Consider the following 21,731-nt stretch of genomic DNA (forward strand, 5'->3'; position numbering starts at 1 on the left):
GGAGTGCTCAACGGGGAAACCACTTCGTCGGTGGCACAAGCAACCCGGCAGCCGACGTACCGATGCGAAGCACGGTATGAGCAGCATCCCACAGCGGGAAGAGCACGACGGGGGCCTCTGCGCGCAGGGCGTCGGCGCCGCGATGCAACAGGTGACTGATGCCAATGAGGCGAAGTGCGAGCAGGCCGGCTCCGGCAGGCCCGGCAAGCAGCGGAGCGAGCCATAGCAGAAGCGCCGACGCATAGTACGCCGTCAGATGCAAGGCCGGCCCTCGGGCGTATGCGCGTCCGGCAGAGGTATGGCGGCGCTGAGCACGCAGCCAGCGGCGCCACGAAGTGGGCGGGGCCGTTGGCACCTGCGCGTCTGAGTGCCACACCGCACGCACGGGAAGCGCCTGCGCATGCGCTGCCTGCACAAACAGATCGTCGTCGCCACTCAGCAGCACGCTATGTGTGTCGTGGCCGCTCACCCGGTGGTATGCAGTGATGGCGTAGCTGATGTTGCGCCCGACAGCCATGTACGGATGGCCGTGCTGAGCCGCAGCCAGCATCGCGATCTGGGCCGTCCATGTTTCGTATCCCGCCAGCCGCTGCAGCAGCCCACGTGGCGTATCCAACAGACTGGGGCCGACAAGCACAGGCGAAAATTGTGCGTTGTTAGGTCGTGCGGCGTTGTGTTGAAGATGGAGGCGGGCGAGCGTTTCGAGCCAGGTAGGCGGTGGGATGCAGTCGGCATCGGTGAATGCAAGATGCGTCGTAGGCGCAGCCTGAATGCCCGCGTCGAGCGCATGCTTCTTGCCCGGCGTGCCGGTATGGTGCACGACCTGCACGTTCGGGTGATCGGCGGCGTGCGCATCCAGCCACGCAGCGCTCCCATCAGAGGAGTGGTCGTTGACCCACACGATGTGCATGGCCTGGTGCGTTTGGTTATGAAGTGCCTGAGCCAGAGCAGGTAGATGGGCGCGTTCGTTCCGTACGGCGATAATTACGGTGAGAGTCGGCAGAGGGCCTGGTTCGCTTGATGGTAGGGACAGCACGGCGGAAGGGCGTGTGGGCGTCCCCATAAGGAGCCACCCCAGGTAGCCTGCTTGTGCGAGAAAAGCGATAATGCACAGAGCGGTCAACATGGGGAGCAGGGCGGCACCGCCAGAGAGATAGCACGAAACGACAGAACGAAACGCCAGAATGAAACGACAGCACAGAAGATGCCCAGACAAGAGAGCGCATGCATGGTGCGAATATCGTACCCAGCGGGCGCTCCGGGTGCAAGCGTAGGCCGTTATTCGAGCGGCAATCCCCAAAAGTTTTCACGAAGGCGTGTACACCGGGCACTTCTGAAGGGAGAAAGTTTTAGTGGATTTGTGGAAGCGCCGCCTGTTTGTGCTTTCTATAACGAAGAGTGCGTTGCATATTACCGGTTGCATGTTTCACAGAAGATCCCGCTATGACCACACGTGCCAACGACTGGCCAGACATGGGACGGTTTTGGACGGTGCCCAACACACTGAGCCTGCTTCGGCTGGTGTTGGTCTTTCCGATTGCCTGGTTGATCTGGCAAGACGGTCCGCTGGAATGGGTCGTGGGGTTGGTCCTCGTTGCTATCCTGACCGATTGGTTTGACGGGCGGCTGGCGCGCTGGCTCGGTACCGTGTCGGAGTGGGGCAAGGTGCTTGACCCGCTCGCCGATAAGGTAGCGGGCGGACTCGCGGTGCTTGCGCTTACGTTTCGTGCGTCGGACCCGAACCTGCCGGTCTGGTTTCTGGCGCTGGTTGTGTCGCGTGATGCCGCTATCGTAGGAGGAAGTGCCCTGCTGGCGCGCCGGGTTGGTAAGATCGTGATGAGCGCCTGGCTGGGCAAGGCGGCCACCACCTGGCTGGCGATCACCGTGCTTGCTGCCCTACTACGGGCCGACATGCCCGTGCTCATGGTCTGCGTGTACATGACGGCTGCGCTGCTTGTGATCTCGTTTCTTGTGTATACCTGGCACTTCGTGCGCACGGCTCGCATGCCTGAAGGGCAGCGGAAGGCCTACCAGCTTGATTTAGGCTCGGGGCGAGCCCCCTCCGACACCCCGCCGCGCGGCGCGAACAAAGGGCCCGGCCCCAGCGAGTCCACCGGCAAAAGCTCCACCGTAAGCGATTCTACAGAGGGCAGTACCACCCCCAGTAGGCCGTCCTCCAACCCTTCGTAGGGGGAGCGCGTACATGTTGCAGATACTGACTAAATAGCACCATATATCTCCGTTTTCTCTTTTCATTGATTTGCCTATTGCTGGCCGCGTATGGGTTTTCTGGACCGATTTACGAATCGCAACACCGAAGAAGAGCAGGAAAAGCTGGATGAGGGTATGGACAAGACCCGGAGCAGCTTCATGGGCAAGCTGAACCGGCTCGTCCGAGGCAAAGATACGGTAGACGCCGCCCTGTTGGACGACTTGGAGGAGATGCTCGTTACCAGCGATGTGGGCGTAGACACCACGCTCGACATCATCGACCACATTGAGTCGCGTGTGGCGCGCGACCAATACGTGTCGACCGATGAGCTCAACAGCATGATCCGCGAGGAGATTGCGAAGCTCATGCTGGAGAAAGAGGAAGAGCGCCCAGCCGATTTCAACGCTGAACTCCCCAATAAGCCGCATGTTATTATGGTGGTCGGGGTAAACGGCGTTGGGAAGACAACGACCATCGGCAAGATGGCCTACCGGTACAAGCAAGCCGGAAAGTCTGTGATCATGGGAGCCGGAGACACCTTCCGCGCTGCAGCCATCGAGCAGCTCGAAATCTGGTCGGAACGTGCTGATGTACCCATCATCAAACAGAGGCATGGCTCCGACCCAGCTGCTGTCGCGTTTGACACGATCGAGGCGGCTGTTGCACGCGACGCCGACGTCGCACTCATTGACACCGCCGGGCGCTTGCACACCAAAGGCGGACTCATGGACGAGCTGAGCAAGATGAAGCGCGTTATGGGACGCAAGATACCCGACGCTCCGCACGAGGTGCTCCTCGTGCTCGACGCCTCAACCGGGCAAAACGCGATCCGCCAGGCCGAGGAGTTCACTAACAGCGTGGACGTAACGGGGCTGGCGCTTACGAAGCTTGATGGCACGGCCAAAGGAGGCGTTGTTATCGGCGTGTCGCATCAGTTTCAGGTGCCGGTTAAGTACATCGGGGTTGGCGAAGATATTGACGACCTGCAGGTGTTCGACCGCAAAGGGTTTGTGGAGGCCCTGTTCGGCGACGAATAGTTGCTTTGAGGCGCTACTATTTCGAGCCTCTCGTACCACCTATGCTGTGCGCTCCTACTTAGCCTGCTGCTGCACCACCGAGCAATCACCGTTCGCTTCTGCATACCGATTAAGTAGGTTTAAGTAGGTCGCTGAAAATACGTTTACACCCTGTCATCGCGAGAAGAGAGCTTGCGACCGACGCAGCGATCTCATGCGTCAGTTGTAGGAATTTATCCTGCTTGCAAGGCACAAGATGGCCACGTCGCTGGCGCTTCTCGCAATGACACACTCAAAGATTCTTTTTTGGTTATACTTAACTGTTTCTACTGCGCATGAACATCGTTTTTATGGGGACCCCCGAATTTGCGGTGCCCTCGCTCGAAGCGCTTTCGGAGGCCGGATACACGCCCGAGACTGTCGTTACGGGTCCCGATCGGGGCCGGGGCCGGGGGCAGTCGCTGCGCCCGACCGCCGTTAAGAAAGCGGCGCAGCGTATCGGTATCGACGACATTGTGCAGCCTGATTCAGTGCGTAGCGCCTCGTTCGAAGAAGCGATGCGGGCACGGGTGCCCGACTGCTTTGTAGTCGTTGCATTCAAGATCCTGCCGTCTTCGTTGCTTGCCATCCCGTCGCAGGGGGCTTTTAACCTGCACGGGTCGCTGCTCCCGGCGTACCGAGGGGCAGCGCCCATCCACCGGGCGGTGATGAACGGAGAGACAGAAACGGGCGTTACGACCTTCTTTCTGGAGCCGGCTGTCGACACCGGCGATATTATCCTGAAGAAGCGGATGCCTATCGGGCCAGATGAGACCACGGGCGACGTGCACGACCGCATGATGCATCTGGGCGCTAAGGCTGTTGTCGAAACGGTAGAGCTTATCGAAGCCGGCACTGCGCCCCGCATCCCCCAGAATAATGAAGACGCGAGCCCGGCACCGAAAGTGCACGCTGAGGAGGCCGGCATCCCATGGGATAAGTCGGCAGAGGCCGTGCATAACCACATCCGGGGCCTCTCGCCCATCCCCGGCGCGTGGACGCTTCACGGCGACGTGCGCCTGAAGGTGTACCGGTCGTCGCGGCTCGCCGAGCAGGCTGTAAACGCGAATAGGGCTCCGGGTACGGTACTCTCCACCGATGGCGTCTTGCATGTGGCCTGCGGAACCGGAGCCGTTGCGCTTGAAACCATTCAGCAGCCGGGTAAGAAACGCCTGCCTGCTGAGGCCTTCGTAAATGGATACGATCTGGCTTCGGGCGACCGTTTCACGAGTTAGGTAAGTCGGTGAAAATACGTTTACACCTTGTCATCGCGAGGAAGGAGCCTGCGACCGACGTGGCGGTCTCATGCACCAGCTGGCCCCGGTTTATCTGCTTACAAGGCCCAAGGCGGCCGCGTCGCCGGCGCTTCGCGCTGTGACAGACTTGAAGATTCTTTTGTAGACCTACTTAATCCTCTCGACCTTCCCGTTGCTTCCGCGCACCGACCGACCCCCGCCGCTATGCGTCCGACCGCTTCGCAGATCCGCTCGCCCGACGTAGACCACGTGGCGCGATCGGCTACAGAAGATGCCCGCGCGCTGTTCGCTGAGCACTTTGAGGGAGGCGCTACGTCTGCGTGGACCACCTACCAGCAGGCCCCGATGGCGATTCAGGCCGACCACACACATTACAGTGAGGGCTTTGCGCTCTTCGCTGCGATGCCCTACGGTGTGGCGATTGCGGCGCGCCGGGCGTCAGGCGTGGGGCGCGTGGCCGAAGAAGACGCTCCTGCCCGTGTGGCCGTACCGTTCGAGACCCCACCACGCTCAGACGATTCGATCGCTGTGCGCATTGTTCGATCGATCCTGAACGCCTGCACGGAGCCGCCGCCGTCTCTCAACATGGCGATCGTCGACAGCCTGCCCGACTCATTTCAGGATGCATATGCTGTAGCGCTAGCACGTGCTGTCTACCTGGCGCTCAACCACTTTGCCCGCAAAGACGAGCAGGTTGCTCCGTTTGCTGGTGCGTCTTTTACGCAGGTTGCACGTGCGGCGCTACCCGAGGCGCTTGGCGTGCCGTACAGCACCGCGTACCCGCTGGCGGTGAGCGCGGCCTCCCATCAGAACGGGAGACTCGCCCCGTTTCTTCTCGTTGATACGCCAGCGCGCGAGGTGATTCCGGTTCCGTCGTCGCATGCCCCCTCGCTGCAATGGGGCTTTTTTGATGCCGGACCTCCGACCCAGGAGCCCTCAGACACGCATCACACGCGTGAGCAGCAGGTGCGGGCAGCGCTGGACGCGCTGCAGCAGACCGAGGATTTCGCTGACCTGGCGTCGTTTAACACGCTGGAGCACCGCTCGCTCGACCGGGCGCTGAACCTGGTCGGGCCCCCGCATCAGGCGGTCGTGCGCCATCTCGTTACCGAGAATCGGCGGGTGCAGAAGCATGTCGTAGCGCTGCGTCATGGCGACGGGCAGATGACCGGGGCGCTCCTTCACATGGCGCATACCTCGCTTCAGACTGTCTGGCAGGGGACGACTGCTGCCGCCGATTTCCTGGTGCAGCATGCCGAGCAGTATACCGAGGCAGGTCTATACGGGGCGGGCATGACCGGGCGCAACGGCTACGTGCTCACAATTGGGCGAGTGCCTACGTATCGCAATCACATCGAAACGCTGGCCGAACGCTACGAGTCGGCGTTTCACCACTCCGTGTCGTTTCTTCCTCTGTAGCTGCCCTCCATACCCGATGCCTGATACCGACCTGACTGCCATTAAAGAGCGTGTGATGCGCGAAGGTGCCTTCTTGCGCGAGGTGACCGAGGAGATGCAGCGCGTTGTGGTGGGGCAGTCGCATATGGTGGAGCGGCTGCTCATCGGACTCATCGGAAACGGCCATGTGCTTCTGGAGGGGGTGCCGGGGCTTGCTAAGACCCTGACCGTACGGATGCTGGCGCAGTGCATCGGCACCTCGTTTCAACGCATCCAGTTCACCCCTGACCTGTTGCCGGCCGATGTGCTCGGAACGCTCGTCTACAACCAGCACACCGGCTCGTTTACCATCGAAAAGGGGCCCATCTTCTCCAATATTATTTTGGCGGATGAGATCAATCGCTCGCCGGCCAAGGTGCAGAGCGCGCTGCTTGAGAGCATGCAGGAGCGGCAGGTCACGATCGGCGATCAGACCTTTCCGCTCGACGACCCCTTTCTTGTGCTGGCCACGCAGAACCCAATCGAGCAACAAGGGACGTATCCCCTGCCGGAAGCCCAGGTCGACCGCTTCATGATGAAGGTGCAAGTGCCCTATCCGTCGCACAGCGAAGAGCTTGAGATCATGCGCCGCATGGCCCATACCGACGCGCGCCCATCCGTAGAGCCTGTTGCAACGCCTGATCAGGTCCTGCGGGCGCGCAGTGTGCTCAACGATCTGTATATGGATGAGCGGGTGGAGCAGTACATCGTAGATCTGGTAATCGCCACGCGCACCCCAGCGTCGTATGAGGCCGACCGCATCAGCATGCTTATTGAGCATGGCGCCTCGCCTCGTGCCTCCATCAACCTGAACCTGGCTGCTCGCGGACATGCCTTCCTGCAGCGCCGTGCATACGTGACGCCCGACGACGTGCGCGCCATTGCGCTCGACGTGCTTCCGCACCGTGTTGTGGTAACGTACGAAGCTGAAGCGCAGGGCATTACCCCTGCCGATGTCGTACAAGACGTGCTCGACGTCGTTGAAGTCCCATAGCCATAGCCCGGTTTTCGGCAGATGCCGGGCGCGACAGATGCCGGTCGACCCATTGATGTTGCAGATACGACGAGACCGCCAGCTTTCCCGAAAGCCGTTTTACAAAAGCCGGATCGCTGTTCAGATTGCCCGTGCTCTCCGTACTCATGCTCACGTACCTTTATGACTGACATATCTGACGATGCCAATGCCGATCTCTCTATCGACACGTTTATAGCGCGTCTGCACGATCGCACTGAGATGGCGCTAACGCCGCTTAACACGGTCAACGAGCCGTGCGCGACCATCAGCGAAGACCACCTGCATCGTCCGGGATTGGCGCTTGCGGGATACATTGATCTGTTCACGTACCAGCGGGTGCAGGTTCTGGGCAACACCGAAACGCGCTACCTGAAGCATCTTGCTCCGAAAGAGCGGCGTGCGGCCTTCGGCAACCTGACGCAGTTTGACATTCCCTGCATTATCTGCACGGCCGATAATACCATCGGCGAAGACCTGGTCGCGATGGCTACCGAAGCGCAGATTCCCGTTTTTCAGACGCCAACGCCCACCGTTGACGCCATGGGCACCATGCGTGCGATGCTCGTCGACCAGTTTGCACCGCAACAAGCCGTACACGGCTCGCTGGTCGACGTGTATGGCATTGGACTCCTGCTTTCGGGGCCGTCGGGTATCGGAAAGAGTGAGGTTGCACTCGACCTGATCGAGCGAGGGCACCGTCTCGTAGCCGACGATGTTGTCATGGTTACCCGGCGCGACTCGTCAATCCTGATGGGGGCAGGCACCGACCTCGTGCAGCACTTTATGGAGGTACGCGGGCTCGGTCTGGTTGACATCCGCGCTATGTTTGGGATTCGGGCGATTCGCTTCCAGAAGCGGGTCGAGCTCGTGGTTCAGATGGAGATGGCCAACGAAAACACCTCTTACACACGCATCGACATGATTGAAGGCACGCGCGAGATCCTGGGCGTTGAACTGCCGCGCGTGCGCGTGCCCATCACGCCCGGCAAGAGCGTTACGGTAATCTGCGAGGTGATTGCCATGAACTATTTACTTCGTCATTACGGATACGACCCAAAAGAGGTCTTTCAGCAACGCCTCCGCGACCAGATCCAATCCGGTCGGAAAGGGCCCAGACGGGGCATTCAGTACTTTGAGCAAGACTATGAGTAGCAAGATGTGCCATTCCTGTTGAAAGGACGTGCCATGCCGCATCTGGTACAGTGCTTGCAGATCCACAATGGTGAAAGTGACAACAAAGAGATGACGTTTCGACCGTATAGGGTGCTAAGCACTACAATTTATGTAGTTACATCGAAAATGGAAGTCTATATTTACGATTACGACACGCGGCTGTAACGCTACCTGTCTGTGGCTTGACATGATGTTAGCAGCATTCTATATTAGCGACGTCTCTCTCGAAAAGTCCCCACCGAGTATTTCACCCCCACTCTTTCCGTTGGCTCTGTATGAATCAGGAGAAACAATATTACTATGATCCTGAAACGTGTTCGTTTATTGAAATTGAAGAGCGGCCGGTAGATAAGGTCAAACGATACGCTTGGGTCATTGGTGTTGCGTTGCTTCTTGCAGGAGCGCTAACCTGGGCGATGGGCGCCGAACTTATTCGTACCCCTACAGAGCAAGCGCTGCAAACTGAAAACCAGGCCCTGCAGAGTCAGCTGGAGCGTGCAAGCAGCCAGCTTGAGCTTCTCTCTGAGGAGATCGACGAGCTGGCCTCACGGGATGAGGAGCTGTACCGCACGCTTCTTCAGGTAGAACCGATCTCGGATGATATTCGCCAGGTGGGCGTTGGGGGCGCCGACCAGTACCGGGCGTTTGACCGCTTTGAGGGCAGTACGGCATCGCTGCTGCGCGAAACAGAAGCGCTACTCGATAAGATGGAGCGACAGGTGGGGTTGCAGGGGGCCAGCTATCGCGAACTGGTACGTTACGCAGAACAGCGCGAGAAGAAACTTGCCCAGCTTCCCGTACTTCGTCCTGTGAACGAGCACATCGTATCGAGCTACGGCTACCGCACAGACCCCATTCTGGGCGTGCGCCGCATGCATGCGGGGGTTGACTTCGTGGCCCGAATAGGCACGCCCGTCGTCGCTCCAGCCGACGGAGTCGTGCACCGGTCGCGCTACTCGGCCTCCTACGGCAACTACATCGATTTGCGGCATCCCGAAACCGGATACATCACCCGATACGCACATCTCTCAGAAGCTGCCGAGGATATTCGCCGAGGTACACAGGTGACGCGAGGACAGGTCATCGGCTACACCGGAAATAGCGGGCGCTCAACAGGGCCGCATCTCCATTACGAAGTGCGAACAGAAGATGGAGGTACCGTTAACCCTGTCGATTTCTTCGTGCCAGATATGACGCCCCGAGCGTTTATCAGCCTCGCTGCCCAGACCAACTCGCACGAGCTCCACGACCATTACAACGAAGAAGAAATGCTCTCAATGATTGAGTAGCCGTACCCTCAATCTTGTCATTCAAAAGATGATTAGTGCAGGGCGTAAGGCCCTGCACATCTGCTGACGCATATCCTCTTCGTGCAAGGCGTCCTCTTCTTTGCCGACTTAGTAGGTCAGCAAAAATACACTTACACCTTGTCATCGCGAGGAGGAAGCCTGCGATCGAAGCGACGATCTCATGCGTCAGTTGGGGCGGTTTATCCTACTTATGAGGCATAAGATTGCACCCCAAAGGCACTCCCTCGCTACGCTCACAGCGCCGCGTCGCTGGCGCTCCGCGCAATGACATACTCGAAGATTCTTTGAGCCTACTTAGATTTCACCGGCTGCCTGAACACTCGTCTCTAAGAGCCTGTTTGGGTTTTGGTTTGCAGGCGAGAGCGAGCGCCGCTGAGGCGAAAATTGGACCACGATGGAGATTCGTAGCCGGGGCTACGGGTCGACATCGGGGGCAATTTGCACCAGGGGCATGACCTTCGGCCCCAGTCCAGCGCCGCCGCTCGGAGCCCAAATTAAGAAATCAAAACAGGTTCTAAACCCTTGTATCCAACGGCTCCTCTCTTGTGCTTGCCAGGCCCCAGGAGGCTCCCATGAGCTCTCGTCTGGGAGCGTTCTCTGGTTTCTGCGTCTCCATGCAAAACGCAGGGACACGCGCGAGACGCGTGCCCCGTATCGTCCTGTTGAACGGGATTGCAAAGACGACACTCACTCGCGATAGCCGTATGAGCGGATGAACTGCTCGCGGTCGCGCCAGTCCTTGCGTACTTTAACGTGGAGCTGCAGGTAGACCGACGTACCCAGAAACGATTCGATGGTATGCCGGGCGGCTTTGCCAAGCGCCTTCAGCGCCTGCCCGCCTTTGCCGATGAGAATGCCCTTGTGGCTCTTTCGGGTCACGACGATCTCGGCGTCGATAAAGTCTTTGCTGGTGGGGCGCTCCTTGTAGTCTACAACGTTCACCTGCACAGAGTACGGTACCTCTTCGTGAAAGCGTTGCAGGATCTGCTCGCGGATGAGCTCGGCTACAAAAAAGCGCTGCGGGTGCTCGCTGACTTGGTCTTTCGGGTAGAAAGGCGGCCCTTCAGGCAAGCGCTCGCGCACCGTGTCCATCAGCACGTCAAGGTTGAACCCGTTGAGTGCCGATGTGGGAATGACCTCCTCAAACGCACGCAGGTCGGTATATGCCTCAACGAGCGGAAGCGCCTGTTCCTGCGGAATAAGGTCCATCTTCGTTAGAACCAGCAGAGCGGGGCGGTCGCTTATCTGTTTGAGGCTGAGCGTGTCGGGCACCTCAGCGGTCGCCTCCGCAAGGAAAAGCAGCAAGTCGGCATCGCGGATCGCGGTCTTCACCTGATCCATCATTGCGTTGTGAAGTCCGTACCGGGGTTCAATGATACCGGGTGTATCCTGGAAGATGATCTGATGCTCGGGACCGGAATGGATCCCAACCACGCGATGCCGTGTGGTCTGGGGCTTTCGGGTTACGATAGACAGCTTTTGGCCCAGCAGCGCGTTCATGAGCGTGCTCTTGCCCACGTTCGGCTTGCCAATCAGCGACACATAGCCGCTGCGATGGTTTTCGGGGATATCGTCAAACATATAAAAACAACCTGGTAAAAAGAGTGTGGCCGTCTGCGTGTTAGGCCGTTTGGATGAGGTGGTGCATGTCTCGTACCGCCTGCTCAAGGCCACTGAGCACAGCCCGCCCGATAATGGCGAACCCGATGGAGACTTCCGACACATGAGGCACGGCCCGTACAAATGGCTGTACGTTTGTATAGTCGAGCCCGTGTCCGGCGTGGATGCGCAGGCCGTGCTCGTGTCCAACAGATGCTGCATTGGCAAGCCGCTCCAGCTCGCGCTTGCGGCCGGCTTCGGTGGTCGTGTTGGCATAATCGCCGGTGTGGAGCTCAATCGCATTCGCGCCCGCCTCAGCGGCCGCCTCAATCTGAGCTGTAACCGGATCCACAAACAGCGCAACCTGCTCCACGCCTGCCTCGTAGAGGCGTGGAATCACCGTGTTCAGGCGAGAAGCATTGGCCTGTACGTCGAGTCCCCCTTCGGTGGTCACCTCTTCGCGCCGCTCCGGCACGAGCGTAGCCAGCGCTGGTTGGACATCACAGCAGATGTCGACCACCTCGCTATCTGTCGAGAGCTCAAAGTCGAGCTTCCCGTGCACGGTTTCTTTCAGCAGGCGCACGTCACGTTCTGTGATATGGCGGCGGTCTTCACGTAAATGAAAGACAATGCCATACGCGTTGGCCTGCATGGCGAGGGCCGCCGCATGTACCGGGTCGGGCGATGCTTCGCGCCGGGCGTTGCGCAGCGTGGCTACGTGGTCAATATTAATGAGAAGGCGCGGAGGCGTCATGGGCACAGATGTTCGGTTATACAGATAGACAAAACAGGCTTCTAAAAAAGCAATTACAGACCATACCCAATACCTTGCCCTCTCCCTTTTTGTTTGGGATGCGGGGCGCGTCGCTCCACGATTGTCCAGATGCTCACGCGATGATGCCTCTTGAAGCAGAAATTGATTGACTGCCCAAGCCCTCAGTGGCCTAACGCAGGGCGCGGCGCATAGCGGTGAAATCACGGGCAAAGGGGGACGCCCCATCAATTCATGACAAGCTATGGTCTTCCGTCTTGCATTTCGATAGAGTAGCACATATTTTCCGACCACGCTACGCAAGCGATTCATGAGCTTCCCGTGCCGTACATGCCGTACACAACTGCACCCAACGGCATATAGATACAGTGCACATAGATAGTGCACATCAGATGCGTACGGTACGTATCCGCTTGCTTTCCCTCACTATTGTCTGCACCCACCGCTGCATTCTATGGCGCTAAAGAGCGATCGTACTCGAACTATTTTGCAAGTCGTGCTCGCCATCCTCATTGCCGGGCTCGCCTACCTTTTGTATTATTCCATCACCGCTCCGTACGAAGCCATCGAGCGTGAGCAGCAGCTTACAGAGGAGGTGCGTAACCGCATGGTCGACATCCGCACCGCGCTGAACCGCTATGAGCGCGACAGCACGACATTTCCCGACTCCCTCAATATGCTCATGACCCATATCGAACGCGATACGGAACTGGTAGAGAACCGGGATAGCCTCTTCCTAACGTCGTTCGAACTGGATTCGATGTTCTACTCACCGCGCAGTGGCGAGCCGTTCGTATATACCCTGAGCGACACCGGACGTGTGGTATCGTACCTGCTCGAGTCGCCCGACTCGGATGATCAGATTGGTACGCTCGAAGGCGATCCTACACGTATCAACGTTGCCAGCTGGGAGTAACGTGCCAGCCTGGCGCCGACCCGGTAGCGAAGCCCCGACTGGCTTCGCTGTACGTCTGCCCGGCTTTCTTTGCTATCGAACGTGCTTTCTTCCATGAGGAACGCCCCCACGCGCGCAGCGCCTCTCCGCTATGGATACAGCCTATGATGCGGCCATTGAGCTGGCAGGATCGGTTTGCCGCGTGGCGGTGCGTGGCCCTGCAGGGGAGCATTATCAGAGCGAACACGCGCTGCCCTCAAACGGGGGAGCTGCGCTGATAGGTGCCGACGCGCCGGAGGAGAGTCCGCAGGCGCAGACCTTGACGGCAATCTGGACCGCGTTGCAGGCGGCAGAGAATGCGGTTGCAGGTACGCTTCAGTCGCTTTGCGTGCTTCTGCACGCCCCGGAAGGATTCGTCGTGCAGGCGCCCCTCGTTCGCACAGCATCAGAGGTGGAGGTGCACCGTGCGCTCGTACAACAGGCTGCGCTGCTGACCGGGGCGCGCCAGAAAGACGCGCTGCGCCTGGTGCATACGCGCGTTGCGGCCCCGCTTCCCGGCCCCGAAAATCACCAGTGGCACCGCGCCCTGGTCGTGTCTGAAGCCGCCCGTCAACGCATCCAGCAGTGGGCAGATGCGCTTGATATCCGGTCTACAACCATCGTCCACAGCGCATCACATACATGCGAGGTGGCCCCAACGCCGGAGGACTGGCATATGGGCATCGGGTGTTATAGAACGCACACTGAGATTGCGCTGTGGCACACGTCCAACTGTGCTTACGTTTACTACACGCCGCTCGCACGCACCGCGGCCGACCGTATCTATTTTGCAACGCTTCTCTTGAACCGCCTGCAGGTCGCACAAACCGACCTTGTAAGGATGTGGACCTACGGCTCAGGGGCTGAAGCGGCCCCCGATATGCCATCACTGGCAGGCATACAGCCTCGACAGGCGCGCCTGGTAGACGCCGCCGATCTGCCCGCCTCCGCATCGTTTGCTGAGAGCGAACCCCACGGACATCGGCTCCGCTGGGCTCCACTTCTTTCGGTTCTGCACAGCGCGACGCTCCGATCGGCATAATAGGCACTCAGGGGCTCACCCGGTGTACTGCCTTTCGGTATCTGCGCGGTGCAGAACGGCACACGCTATTTCCGCAAAAAGCGAACCTGCACGCGTCCCGACTGATACAACATGCGTGCAGTACGCTTTTGTGCTCGCCTGTTACATGCTTTCCTGTTAACGGACCGCAACTCCTATGCGTATCATCGCTGGAAAATTCCGTGGGCATACGATTGATTCGCCAGAGGGCCACCGTACCCGCCCTTCCACGGCACGCACGCGCGAATCGCTCTTCAGCCTGATAAATAGTCGCATCTATCTGCAAGATGCCGAAGTGCTTGATCTGTTTGCAGGTACCGGCGCGCTCGGACTTGAAGCGATCAGCCGGGGGGCCGCGCTTGTTACGTTTGTCGAGCAAGACGGCTACGTGCTTGACTGTGCCCGCGAGAACGCGGAGCAACTGGGTGTAGCCGATCAGTGCCTCTTCGTGCAGGGAGATGCGGTTACATACCTGCGTCGCTACGGCGGGCCGCCGCTCGACCTGATTATGGCCGACCCGCCTTACAAGCTGGATGAGATGAACGAAATGCCCGACCTGGCGGTGCCGCATCTTAAAACCGACGGGGTCTTTACCCTGGAGCACAGTTCGCACCACTTTTTTGACGACCATCCGCACCGGATGATGCATCGCGCCTACGGGCGTACCATCGTTAGCCTGTTTCGCCCGCCCCTGCCCCCCGAAGATCCGTCGGCGATATCCGACGAGGCGCCTTCGTCGGCAGGTGCAGACGCGGCCTCCAACACGACTCCGAACGAGGCTACCGGCTCAACAGCCTGACCGGCTGCCACAGCCTGTGGGCCAAGGTCGTATCGTTTCCTGTGAACTTAGTCCTCTCCTCTGCCTGTGCTTGCTCTGTACCCTGGCACCTTCGATCCATTCACATATGGACATCTCGACGTTCTGCGCCGGGCGCTCGACCTATTTGACACCGTTGAGGTTACTGTGGGGGTGAACGCGGAAAAGCAGACGCTCTTTAGCACAGAGGAGCGCATCCGGCTTATCAAGGAGTGCACCACGTCGCTTTCCGGGGTGCAGGTAGCCGCTCACGAAGGGTTGATCGTTGACCGTGCCACCGAGGCAGGGGCTAAGGTGCTGGTGCGCGGACTGCGGCAGGTTAGCGACTTTGACTATGAGTTTCGGATGGCCTTTGCCAATCGTAAACTCGCGCCCGACCTCGAAACAATCTTCTTGATGACATCTGAGTCCCACGCGTTTGTAAGCGCCTCAATTGTGCGCGATGTGCACCGCTGGCAGGGCGACGTATCTAAGTTCGTGCCGCCTCCCGTGGTGGAGGCGCTTGCCGCCAAACACCAGACGGCCTCAAACGGGGCCGCCTCGTAGCCTGTAGTCTGGCCTCATTGTGCCCCGACCGGCACCACGGCTGGCACAGCCCCGCAACAGGCCCGCTCCTTTCCTCCCTCCATTACGCTCTCTGTTTTCCGGCCCATGCCCGATACTCCTCGCTTTAACGCCCGCGTCGACCGTATGCAACCATCGGCAACCCTCGCCATGAAGTCGCGCGCCTCTGCGCTGCGCCGGGAAGGCCACCCCGTTGTTGCGCTGAGCGCGGGCGAGCCTGACTTCGACACCCCCGCCGCGATCTCCAAAGCCGGCATACAGGCTATTGAAGAAGGGTTCACGAACTACACGGAGAACCCGGGCATGCAGTCGCTCCGCGAAACGATATCAGACAAGTTCGAGCGTGACAACGGCCTGTCGTATAGCCCGGAGCAGATCCTCTGCTCCAACGGGGCCAAGCAGTCCATCGCTCTGGCGATTCATGTACTGTGCGACGCAGGCGACGAGGTGCTCATTCCGGCGCCGTACTGGGTAAGTTACCCCGAGATGGCACGCTTTGCTGGGGCCACACCGCGTGTCGTATCCACGACCCCTGAGCAGCAGTACCGCCTCACTCCCGAGCAGCTTGATAACGCCATCACCGAAGACACGCGGCTGCTCATTCTGTGCTCGCCCTCGAACCCGACCGGGTCGGTCTACACCCGGGCGGAGCTTGAAGCACTTGCCGAGGTGCTGCGCGCAAACGACCACGTCTACGTGCTGTCTGACGAGATCTATGAGCACGTGGTGTTTGATGCTGAGCACATCGCCGTGGCCGGTCTGCCTGGACTCTACGACCGCACTATTACCATCAACGGATTCTCAAAGGCATTTGCGATGACGGGCTGGCGTCTGGGCTACATGGCCGGCCCCGAACCCATCGTGTCGGCGGCGGCAAAGGTGCAAGGCCAGCTGACTTCCGCCCCCAGCAGTATCTCTCAGCGTGCCGGACAGGCCGCGCTCACTATGGATATGCAGCCGGTGTACGATATGGTCGCAGCGTTCAACGAACGGCGCGATTACGTGCTGGGCCGCCTCAACGACCTGGATGGCATAACCTGCCCAACACCCGAGGGGGCTTTCTATCTCTTTCCGGATGTGTCGGCGCTCTTTGGCCAAACAGCCCCCACCGGTACATCCATCGAGAGCAGCAACGACCTGTGCATGTACCTGCTTGAGCAGCATCATGTGGCGCTCGTGCCTGGGGAAGCGTTCGGCGATCCGAACGGACTGCGCATCTCGTATGCATCCTCAATGGAGGACCTCGAAACGGCTCTCGATCGTATTGCCACCGGCGTAGAAGCACTCGTGTAAATCGCTGCCGCCGGGCAAGCTACATGCGTGCGGTGTGTCCGCCACGCCGCACGTGCTTTTCTTCTTCGTGCACGCTCCCCTATGCCCGACTCCTCGTCTCCCCGCTCCTCGCTGCCGCCCAGTGCATCGTCGCAGACCTCCGACGACCGCGTCTGGCTGCACCTGTTGCTGTTTCTGCTTACGCTCGCTTCAACCATCTACGCAGGCACGCTATGGGTGAACCGGGCCCCCTACTACGAAACAGCCGGCCACTGGCACATGTGGCTCGACGGGCTGCGCTACGCCTTCCCGCTTCTCGCCTTCCTTACCGTACACGAGTTCGGCCACTACTTCGCCGCCCGGTACCACGGCATCAACACCTCGCTGCCGTACTACATTCCGTTCCCGTTCAACGGCATCGGAAACTTTGGTGCGGTCATCCGGATTCGCGAGCCCATCCCGTCGATGCGTAAGCTGTTTGACATCGGAGCTTCAGGACCGGTAGCCGGGTTTGTGATCGCTCTCGGTATCCTCCTGTATGCCTTTGCAACGCTGCCGCCTCCTGAGTACCTGCTCGACCAGCCCGGTCATGAGGCGCTGAAGCAACACATCGAGCAGCACGGCACCTTCCCCGATGAGCCGCCAAGCCTCGACGCCGATGACGAAGAGACCGCCGTTATCGTAGTCGGACAGACCCCGCTCTTCTGGGCGCTCTCGCAGCTGTTCGATAACGTGCCCCCCATGTACGAAATCTACCACTATCCCGTCCTGTTTGCCGGGTGGCTGGCGCTTTTCTTTACCGCGCTAAACCTGCTCCCGGTTGGACAGCTCGATGGTGGACACGTGTTGTATGCGCTCTTTGGGGCCCGATGGCATCGCCGCCTCGCCCGGATCTTTGTATGGGTGCTCCTGCTCTCGGGCAGCATCGGCTTCATGGATGGCCTCGCTCCTCCCTTGATGGAGTATAGCGACTGGGGCTACCTCATGGCATGGGCACTGCTTGCCGGGGTCCTGTATCTGTACGGACGAAGTATCTTCCGCAACAATCCTGCGCTTCAGCTTCTCAGCCTGGGTAGCTTGCTCGTCGGAACCGCCCTTGCTGAACTGCAGTGGTTCGGGATGCACACCATCGGATACAGCGGATGGCTCATCTGGACGCTCCTGATTATCTGGCTCATTCGCGTTGAACACCCGCCTGTGCGCAAGCAAGAACCGCTCTCGCGTAGACGCCGGTGGGTGGGCTACCTCTGCATCGCGATCTTTATCTCGTCGTTCAGCCTCAAGCCCCTCTCTATCCTGTAGCCTCATGCGCCTCCCTCTTTACACAGCCGTTGGCCTGCTGATGGGCATGCTGTTCGTGACCGGATGCGACAACGCGCCCGGAGCCATCGCGCTCGACCGCGAGCCGCCTCGTGTGTCTAACCTGACGTACGCGCCTGAGCAGGTCGTCGTAGCCGACCCCGACGCCGAAACTGTCGAGGTGCCACTCCAGCTTGTTGCCGACGTGGAGCCCGGCGATGCCCCCATCGAGCGCGTCACGTTCTCGATCCTGGCCAGCACAGCCGGACTCGGCGCCACCGGTCCGCTCGATAGCCTCGGCGCCCCCGCCTACGGACTCAACGCGCTGTTCGAACTGCCTGCCGACCCCGACCAGTACACCATTCGCGTCTTTGCGACCGACGCCGACAGCCTGCAGAGCAACGTGGCCCTTGGCCAGGTCCGTATCGTATCAGACACTACCGCTACGCCATGATATCTGCTCGCCGGTTTATCCATTTCCGTGTTCAGAGGGATGCGGCACTCGGGCGGCTTTGTGCGGCCGTGCTGCTGTTGGTCTGTATGAGCGTTCCCGTTGGGCAGGCTCAAGATGCACCGACGATGGCGCTACAGCCCACGAACGGCACCGCCAGCAACTTCATCCAGGTGCTTGCTGCCCAGGGCGATTCGCTCTGGACCGGTCCGAACCTTGCGCTTACCACCGACGGCGGAGCAACCTTCCGCGAGGCAACCGCACCGGCACTGCAAGGCGAGGATAACGTGCTCTTTGCTCTGGACGTGCGTACCGACCTGCCGGCATCCTCGCTCGTGGCGGCGGGGCTTGCCTTCGACGCCAGCGGGCGCACGGCGGCAGGAGGCTTTCTCTTGTCGCGCGACGGCGGCCGCTCGTTTCAATTTGAACCTCCTGCCCTCGACGCGCCTCAGGATACCACCATCACCTACGGCGTAAGCACCCTCTCAGCACGCGCCGTCGTGCAAGAAACCGGGAGCGCGCCCCAGGACCTCGCCGCCTCGGTCACCGGCGACACGCTCTGGCTTGCAAGCGCCGACGCCGGCATCCGGCAGAGCACCGACGACGGCGCCTCGTGGACGCGCGTAGTGCTGCCGCCGGACGATCTCGATGCTATCGATCCTGCTACAGCATATGACTTTCGACTGGCTGCTGCCCGTAACGGGAACGGCTCGTTCAACCACATCGGCAGCAGCGTGCTGGTTGATGCCACCGGCACCGTGTGGGCTGGCACGGTGGGCGGGCTGAACCGGTCTACACCGGCCGACCTGAGACCACAGGGCGATCGCGCCTGGCAGCGATTCCAGCACACCGGCCGCCCCGATGGACTCACGGGCAACAACGTGGTCCGCATCGCAGAGCAGGTGCGCGCAGGCGCCCGAAACGCGCTCTGGATGGCCACCTGGCCCGTAAACCTGACGGCGAGCGACCGGCAGCGCTTTGGCGTTACCGTTACCCGTGACGGCGGCGCGACCTTTGAGCAGACGCTCATCGACGAGCGCATCTTCGATCTTGCATTCAGCGAAGACCGTGTCTACGCTGCCGGCGACAATGGCCTGTTCGTCTCTGACAACAACGGCAGCAGCTGGACGGCCATCCGGCGTTTTGCACTGCGCAGCGACCGGCATTTCCACCGCCCTGATGCGGGCGTTCGCGCCGTCGCAACAACCGCTGATGCCGTGTGGGCTGGCACCACCGATGGCCTCCTGCGCAGCACCGACGGCGGCGCAACTTGGCAACTCTTCCGGACGAACGTTCCGCTCCGCCCCAGCGCGTCCGAGGCCCGTGCGGTTGATACCTACGCCTACCCGAACCCCTTTACCCCCTCGCGCGACCGCGTGGTGCGCATCCGGTACGAGCGCGCCTCGACCGGAGCAACCCGCATCCGCATCCTCGACTTTGAGATGCGCCACGTGCGCACCTTGCGCGCCGAGGGCGACGGTCCCGGCGAGCACGAGATCGCCTGGGACGGTACCGACAGTGGCGGGCTGCGCCTGCCCAACGGAACCTACTTCTACGAGGTAGAGACCGACCGGGGCCCGGCCCGTGGCAAAATCCTGTTGATAGACTGACGGCACCGATGGTCCCTATGACGCTGCTAATGCTCCCTTCTCGCCTCATGCGACGCGCACGCGCGCTGATGCTGGCTGCATGTATCCTCGCTCTGCTTACGAGCACGGGTCCCACGCTGCTGGCACAAGACACAGCCGCGGGGGCGTTCTCACGTATTGGGGTGGATGCGCAGAGCATGGCGCTTGGCAATGCGCTTGGCGCCAGTCCCGAGGGCGATGTGGCCGCGCTCTACAACCCGGCGCTTGCCCACCAGGCCACCGCGCAGTACCTTTCGCTTTCCGCCGCGCTCATGACATTCGACCGCGAGCTGCAGATGGCCTCGTTCAACACGCCCCTCGGCCCCACTGCAGGCATCAGTGCGGGCGTGATGCGCGCCGGCGTTAGCAACATCGACGGACGCGACCGCGACGGGCGTCCCACCGAGACGCTCTCAACCGACGAGTACGCGCTGTTTCTTGCGTTTGGCAATCAGTTCTTAGAGCGCCTGGCTGCCGGCGCTACGCTAAAGCTCTACCTGGCCGACCTGGTCGACGAGGTTGGCACGGTGCAGAGCCTCGGCGTTGACCTCGGGATGGTCTACACTGTACGTGAAGGCACACGCCTTGGCCTGTCGGTGAGCGATCTACTGGCATCGTACGAATGGGATACAGGCGGCACGGGCGGGCGCTCGGCCAGCGATGCCTTTCCGGTACGCGTGCGCATCAGCGCGGCCCAAGAGCTGCATGACGATCGCCTGCTGCTGCTGGCTGAGTACGAGGCGCGCTTCACCGACCGCGAGCAGCGGCGGCGCATCCCCCGTGAAGACGGGCTGCAGCCTACCGAGCGATTTGACACGCAGGACTTCCGCATCCACGAATCGCTCGGGCGCATCGGCGTGCGCTATCGTCTGGCGGACGTGCTCGACGTGCGCGCCGGCGCCGACCGCCTGGGGGGCGATGGTTTCGACGGGTGGAAACCGAGCGCTGGATTCGGCTTACACCAGTCGCTCGGCACGATAGATCTGCGCATCGACTACGCGGCTGTCGTCGAGCCCTATGTGACGGACTTGATGAATGTGGTCAGCATCCGTATCTACTTGTAAGGTGCCTGTCGTTATACGCTATGAGCCTGCTACCCGGCTACAACGCGCAATCGCCTAATGAAAACACACGCGCTGTGCTCAACCTGGACCACCGATGGCCGTTTACATACGTGTTTTGCGCATACACAGACAGGCACCGTGCCCCTTTACCTTCGTTTTAACGCCCCCGATACGCTATGTCAACCCTTCTGATCATCGTCGTTGTGCTGGCGATCCTTCTCATTCCCGTGGTGTTGATCGGGATGTATGCTGTAAGTCAGTACAACAAACTCGTTCGCCTCGACCAGCGCTACCAGAGCCTGTATTCCGACATCAACGTGCAGCTGCAGCGCCGGCATGACCTTATCCCCCAGCTGGTAAACACCGCCAAGGGCTACCTGAAGCACGAAGAGCGGATCTTCAAGTCGATCACCGATGCGCGCCGGCAGGCCGAAGACGCACGCCAGAAAGCGGAAGCCAACCCGGGCGACCCCGAAGCCATGAAGCAGCTGGCTGCAGCCGAAGAACTGCTGAACAAGCAGATCAGCGGGTTTATGATTCAGGTAGAAGATACGCCTGAACTGAAAGCCAACGAAAACATGCTGAAGCTGCAGGAGCAGCTGGAGACCACAGAAAATAAAGTCGGGTTTGCCCGCCAGGCCTACAACGACGCCGTGCGCGCGTACAACACCGCCCGCGAGAGCTTCCCGACGGTCATTATCGCCAACATGTTCGACTATGGCGAAGCAGAGTACTTCGAGGTCGAGTCGCCCGAAGTGCGCCAGGCGCCCGAAGTATCGTTCGACTAAGCGTGGCGTTTTTGCCTGCAGACCC

General features: G+C 60.3%; 20 protein-coding genes. 17 read left to right on the forward strand and 3 right to left on the reverse strand.

All coding sequences use genetic code 11. The annotated features are described in order from the left end of the window. Nucleotides 1–7 precede the first annotated feature (7 nt). The gene (locus tag ACZ48V_RS02595) at nucleotides 8–1,126 is read right to left on the reverse strand and encodes a glycosyltransferase (RefSeq protein ID WP_464541315.1); all 1,119 of its coding nucleotides are present in this window, start codon (nucleotides 1,124–1,126) and stop codon (nucleotides 8–10) included. Between the two features lie 317 nt (nucleotides 1,127–1,443). Here ACZ48V_RS02595 and ACZ48V_RS02600 point away from each other — a divergent pair, with 317 nt between their 5' ends. The 7 genes from ACZ48V_RS02600 (at nucleotide 1,444) to ACZ48V_RS02630 (ending at nucleotide 9,437) form a co-directional block, all read left to right on the forward strand. Next, a complete protein-coding gene (locus ACZ48V_RS02600; protein WP_464541317.1) occupies nucleotides 1,444–2,190 on the forward strand; it encodes a CDP-alcohol phosphatidyltransferase family protein in 747 nt (248 codons plus the stop codon). 90 nt (nucleotides 2,191–2,280) lie between these two features. Then, nucleotides 2,281–3,249, forward strand: coding sequence for a signal recognition particle-docking protein FtsY (ftsY, locus tag ACZ48V_RS02605; RefSeq protein WP_464541319.1), 969 nt, complete (start codon nucleotides 2,281–2,283; stop codon nucleotides 3,247–3,249). 314 nt (nucleotides 3,250–3,563) lie between these two features. Then, nucleotides 3,564–4,502 carry a methionyl-tRNA formyltransferase gene (gene fmt / locus ACZ48V_RS02610; RefSeq protein ID WP_464541321.1) on the forward strand — a complete coding sequence of 313 codons (939 nt, stop codon included), beginning with the start codon at nucleotides 3,564–3,566 and terminating at the stop codon, nucleotides 4,500–4,502. A 225-nt stretch (nucleotides 4,503–4,727) separates the two neighbouring features. Continuing rightward, entirely contained in the window at nucleotides 4,728–5,942 is a 1,215-nt protein-coding gene (locus ACZ48V_RS02615) for a hypothetical protein (RefSeq protein ID WP_464541322.1), read from the forward strand. Between the two features lie 16 nt (nucleotides 5,943–5,958). Further along, complete coding sequence (locus ACZ48V_RS02620; RefSeq protein ID WP_464541324.1) at nucleotides 5,959–6,954, forward strand: AAA family ATPase; 996 nt, start codon at nucleotides 5,959–5,961, stop codon at nucleotides 6,952–6,954. Between the two features lie 162 nt (nucleotides 6,955–7,116). Further along, nucleotides 7,117–8,127 (forward strand): HPr(Ser) kinase/phosphatase, encoded by a 1,011-nt coding sequence (gene hprK / locus ACZ48V_RS02625; RefSeq protein ID WP_464541325.1) that lies wholly within the window; start codon nucleotides 7,117–7,119, stop codon nucleotides 8,125–8,127. 296 nt (nucleotides 8,128–8,423) lie between these two features. Continuing rightward, nucleotides 8,424–9,437 (forward strand): peptidoglycan DD-metalloendopeptidase family protein, encoded by a 1,014-nt coding sequence (locus ACZ48V_RS02630; protein ID WP_464541327.1) that lies wholly within the window; start codon nucleotides 8,424–8,426, stop codon nucleotides 9,435–9,437. A gap of 708 nt (nucleotides 9,438–10,145) precedes the next feature. Here the strand turns inward: ACZ48V_RS02630 and era are convergent. Both era and ACZ48V_RS02640 read right to left on the reverse strand, forming a co-directional pair. Next, entirely contained in the window at nucleotides 10,146–11,039 is an 894-nt protein-coding gene (gene era, locus ACZ48V_RS02635; RefSeq protein WP_464541329.1) for a GTPase Era, read from the reverse strand. 40 nt (nucleotides 11,040–11,079) lie between these two features. After that, nucleotides 11,080–11,811, reverse strand: a complete 732-nt coding sequence (locus ACZ48V_RS02640; protein ID WP_464541331.1) for a pyridoxine 5'-phosphate synthase — start codon at nucleotides 11,809–11,811, stop codon at nucleotides 11,080–11,082. Between the two features lie 472 nt (nucleotides 11,812–12,283). Here ACZ48V_RS02640 and ACZ48V_RS02645 point away from each other — a divergent pair, with 472 nt between their 5' ends. From ACZ48V_RS02645 to ACZ48V_RS02690, 10 genes are all read left to right on the forward strand, one after another. Continuing rightward, entirely contained in the window at nucleotides 12,284–12,745 is a 462-nt protein-coding gene (locus ACZ48V_RS02645; protein WP_464541333.1) for a hypothetical protein, read from the forward strand. 130 nt (nucleotides 12,746–12,875) lie between these two features. Further along, nucleotides 12,876–13,805, forward strand: coding sequence for a hypothetical protein (locus ACZ48V_RS02650; RefSeq protein WP_464541335.1), 930 nt, complete (start codon nucleotides 12,876–12,878; stop codon nucleotides 13,803–13,805). Between the two features lie 175 nt (nucleotides 13,806–13,980). Next, nucleotides 13,981–14,622: an RsmD family RNA methyltransferase gene (locus ACZ48V_RS02655; RefSeq protein WP_464541336.1), complete on the forward strand. Its 642-nt coding sequence runs from the start codon at nucleotides 13,981–13,983 to the stop codon at nucleotides 14,620–14,622. A 60-nt stretch (nucleotides 14,623–14,682) separates the two neighbouring features. Further along, complete coding sequence (gene coaD, locus ACZ48V_RS02660; RefSeq protein ID WP_464543086.1) at nucleotides 14,683–15,186, forward strand: pantetheine-phosphate adenylyltransferase; 504 nt, start codon at nucleotides 14,683–14,685, stop codon at nucleotides 15,184–15,186. 105 nt (nucleotides 15,187–15,291) lie between these two features. Beyond that, complete coding sequence (locus ACZ48V_RS02665; protein ID WP_464541338.1) at nucleotides 15,292–16,497, forward strand: pyridoxal phosphate-dependent aminotransferase; 1,206 nt, start codon at nucleotides 15,292–15,294, stop codon at nucleotides 16,495–16,497. 81 nt (nucleotides 16,498–16,578) lie between these two features. After that, a complete protein-coding gene (locus ACZ48V_RS02670; RefSeq protein ID WP_464541339.1) occupies nucleotides 16,579–17,778 on the forward strand; it encodes a site-2 protease family protein in 1,200 nt (399 codons plus the stop codon). Between the two features lie 4 nt (nucleotides 17,779–17,782). Beyond that, nucleotides 17,783–18,229, forward strand: a complete 447-nt coding sequence (locus ACZ48V_RS02675; protein ID WP_464541341.1) for a hypothetical protein — start codon at nucleotides 17,783–17,785, stop codon at nucleotides 18,227–18,229. Then, complete coding sequence (locus ACZ48V_RS02680) at nucleotides 18,226–19,836, forward strand: sialidase family protein (RefSeq protein ID WP_464541343.1); 1,611 nt, start codon at nucleotides 18,226–18,228, stop codon at nucleotides 19,834–19,836. The genes ACZ48V_RS02675 and ACZ48V_RS02680 overlap by 4 nt, the downstream gene beginning before the upstream one ends. Nucleotides 19,837–19,883: 47 nt before the next feature. Next, on the forward strand, nucleotides 19,884–20,918 hold the full coding sequence (locus tag ACZ48V_RS02685; protein ID WP_464541345.1) for a PorV/PorQ family protein: 1,035 nt from the start codon (nucleotides 19,884–19,886) through the stop codon (nucleotides 20,916–20,918). A 176-nt stretch (nucleotides 20,919–21,094) separates the two neighbouring features. Further along, nucleotides 21,095–21,706 carry a LemA family protein gene (locus ACZ48V_RS02690; protein ID WP_464541346.1) on the forward strand — a complete coding sequence of 204 codons (612 nt, stop codon included), beginning with the start codon at nucleotides 21,095–21,097 and terminating at the stop codon, nucleotides 21,704–21,706. The last annotated feature ends 25 nt before the right edge of the window (nucleotides 21,707–21,731 follow it).

This window comes from Longimonas haloalkaliphila, from assembly GCF_055379825.1.

Bases quoted from the DNA above. Each gene is read 5' to 3' on its own strand.
- ACZ48V_RS02650 (WP_464541335.1), top strand. From the start codon at position 12,876: ATGGATACAGCCTATGATGCGGCCATTGAGCTGGCAGGATCGGTTTGC.
- ACZ48V_RS02615 (WP_464541322.1), top strand. From the start codon at position 4,728: ATGCGTCCGACCGCTTCGCAGATCCGCTCGCCCGACGTAGACCACGTG.
- ACZ48V_RS02630 (WP_464541327.1), top strand. From the start codon at position 8,424: ATGAATCAGGAGAAACAATATTACTATGATCCTGAAACGTGTTCGTTT.
- ACZ48V_RS02665 (WP_464541338.1), top strand. From the start codon at position 15,292: ATGCCCGATACTCCTCGCTTTAACGCCCGCGTCGACCGTATGCAACCA.
- ACZ48V_RS02680 (WP_464541343.1), top strand. From the start codon at position 18,226: ATGATATCTGCTCGCCGGTTTATCCATTTCCGTGTTCAGAGGGATGCG.
- ACZ48V_RS02620 (WP_464541324.1), top strand. From the start codon at position 5,959: ATGCCTGATACCGACCTGACTGCCATTAAAGAGCGTGTGATGCGCGAA.
- ACZ48V_RS02645 (WP_464541333.1), top strand. From the start codon at position 12,284: ATGGCGCTAAAGAGCGATCGTACTCGAACTATTTTGCAAGTCGTGCTC.
- ACZ48V_RS02670 (WP_464541339.1), top strand. From the start codon at position 16,579: ATGCCCGACTCCTCGTCTCCCCGCTCCTCGCTGCCGCCCAGTGCATCG.
- era (WP_464541329.1), bottom strand. From the start codon at position 11,039: ATGTTTGACGATATCCCCGAAAACCATCGCAGCGGCTATGTGTCGCTG.
- ACZ48V_RS02690 (WP_464541346.1), top strand. From the start codon at position 21,095: ATGTCAACCCTTCTGATCATCGTCGTTGTGCTGGCGATCCTTCTCATT.
- ACZ48V_RS02600 (WP_464541317.1), top strand. From the start codon at position 1,444: ATGACCACACGTGCCAACGACTGGCCAGACATGGGACGGTTTTGGACG.
- ACZ48V_RS02655 (WP_464541336.1), top strand. From the start codon at position 13,981: ATGCGTATCATCGCTGGAAAATTCCGTGGGCATACGATTGATTCGCCA.
- ACZ48V_RS02685 (WP_464541345.1), top strand. From the start codon at position 19,884: ATGCGACGCGCACGCGCGCTGATGCTGGCTGCATGTATCCTCGCTCTG.
- hprK (WP_464541325.1), top strand. From the start codon at position 7,117: ATGACTGACATATCTGACGATGCCAATGCCGATCTCTCTATCGACACG.
- ACZ48V_RS02675 (WP_464541341.1), top strand. From the start codon at position 17,783: ATGCGCCTCCCTCTTTACACAGCCGTTGGCCTGCTGATGGGCATGCTG.
- fmt (WP_464541321.1), top strand. From the start codon at position 3,564: ATGAACATCGTTTTTATGGGGACCCCCGAATTTGCGGTGCCCTCGCTC.
- ACZ48V_RS02640 (WP_464541331.1), bottom strand. From the start codon at position 11,811: ATGACGCCTCCGCGCCTTCTCATTAATATTGACCACGTAGCCACGCTG.
- ACZ48V_RS02595 (WP_464541315.1), bottom strand. From the start codon at position 1,126: ATGTTGACCGCTCTGTGCATTATCGCTTTTCTCGCACAAGCAGGCTAC.
- ftsY (WP_464541319.1), top strand. From the start codon at position 2,281: ATGGGTTTTCTGGACCGATTTACGAATCGCAACACCGAAGAAGAGCAG.